Raw genomic sequence first — 1,330 nt, 5'->3', positions numbered from 1 at the left:
ATGACGGGGAAGTGGAAGGCCATGTGGCATTCGTCGCCGCCGGACTGGAAGTCGCCGAAGTAGTCGACGACGTCCTCCGGCCACTGGTTGGCCTCTGCCAGCAGCACCGTGTCCGGATACATCGCGTCGATCTCTCGGCGGACGCGTTTCAGGAACTCATGGGTCGCGGGCAGGTTCTCGCAGTTCGTGCCCTCCTCCGCATACAGATAGGGCACGGCATCGAGCCGGAAGCCGTCGATGCCCAGGTCCAGCCAGAAGCGGAGGGCGGCCAGGATCTCCTCCTGCACGGCCGGGTTCTCGTAGTTCAGGTCGGGCTGGTGGGAGAAGAAGCGGTGGAAGAAGTACTGCCCCCGGACCGGGTCGTACGTCCAGTTGGAGGGTTCGGTGTCGACGAAGATGATGCGGGCGTCGCCGTATGCTTTGTCGTCGTCGGCCCACATGTAGTAGTCGCCGTAGGGGCCGTCGGGGTCCTTTCGCGATTCCTGGAACCACGGGTGCTGGTCGCTGGTGTGGTTCATGACGAAGTCGATGATGACGCGCATGCCGCGGTGGTGAGCGGCGTCGACGAATTCCACGAAATCGGCGAGGTCACCGAATTCCGGCAGCACGGAGGTGTAGTCGGAGACGTCGTAGCCGCCGTCCCGCAGCGGTGATTTGAAGAAGGGCGGCAGCCACAGGCAGTCGACGCCGAGCCATTGCAGGTAGTCGAGTTTGGCGGTCAGGCCTTTGAGGTCGCCGACGCCGTCGCCGTTGGAGTCCTGGAAGGAGCGGACCAGGACCTCGTAGAAGACGGCGCGCTTGAACCAATCCGGGTCACGGTCCTTGGCAGGGGTGTCCTCGAAGGTGTCCAGCACGGGCTCGTTGACGGTCATGACGCGGGCGACCCTCCGATCTGGGGTGGTGATGCCTGGACGTGGAGCACGTGCGCGGGCGCCCTGCCGGGCTCAAGGCGCACATAGTTGGTCCTGCCCCAGCGGTAGGTCTCACCCGTCAGTTCGTCGCGCACGGACAGGGAGGCATCCCAGTCCAGGCCGAGGTGCGGCATGTCCAACGAGACCGTGCCCTCCTGGGTGTGGTGGGGATCAAGGTTGGCGACCACCACGACCGTGTCCGGGCCCGTGCGTTTGCTGTACGCGATGAGCGCGTCGTTGTCGGTGTGGTGGAAGCGGAGGTTCCTGAGCCGGTGGAGGGCGGGGTGGCTTCTCCGGATGGCGTTGAGCCTGGTGATCAGGGGGGTGATCGTGCGGCCTTCGCGTTCGGCGGTTTCCCAGTCGCGGGGGCGGAGTTGGTACTTCTCCGAGTCGAGGTATTCCTCGCTGCCCGCGCGCAG

1 protein-coding gene and 1 pseudogene are annotated in these 1,330 nt (G+C 65.3%); both read right to left on the bottom strand.

Features of this window, described 5'->3' with window-relative positions; genetic code table 11:
- The coding region (locus ACZ7L6_RS43405; protein ID WP_471934068.1) for an alpha-amylase family glycosyl hydrolase at positions 1-872 on the bottom strand (872 nt) is incomplete at its 3' end.
- Positions 869-1,330 (bottom strand): annotated as a pseudogene (locus ACZ7L6_RS43400) (alpha-1,4-glucan--maltose-1-phosphate maltosyltransferase); the annotation flags it as partial. The gene ACZ7L6_RS43405 and the pseudogene ACZ7L6_RS43400, both read right to left, overlap by 4 nt.

The organism is Streptomyces sp. NPDC107522 (genome assembly GCF_055657525.1).
This window is presented reverse-complemented; position numbering and strand designations above follow the sequence as displayed.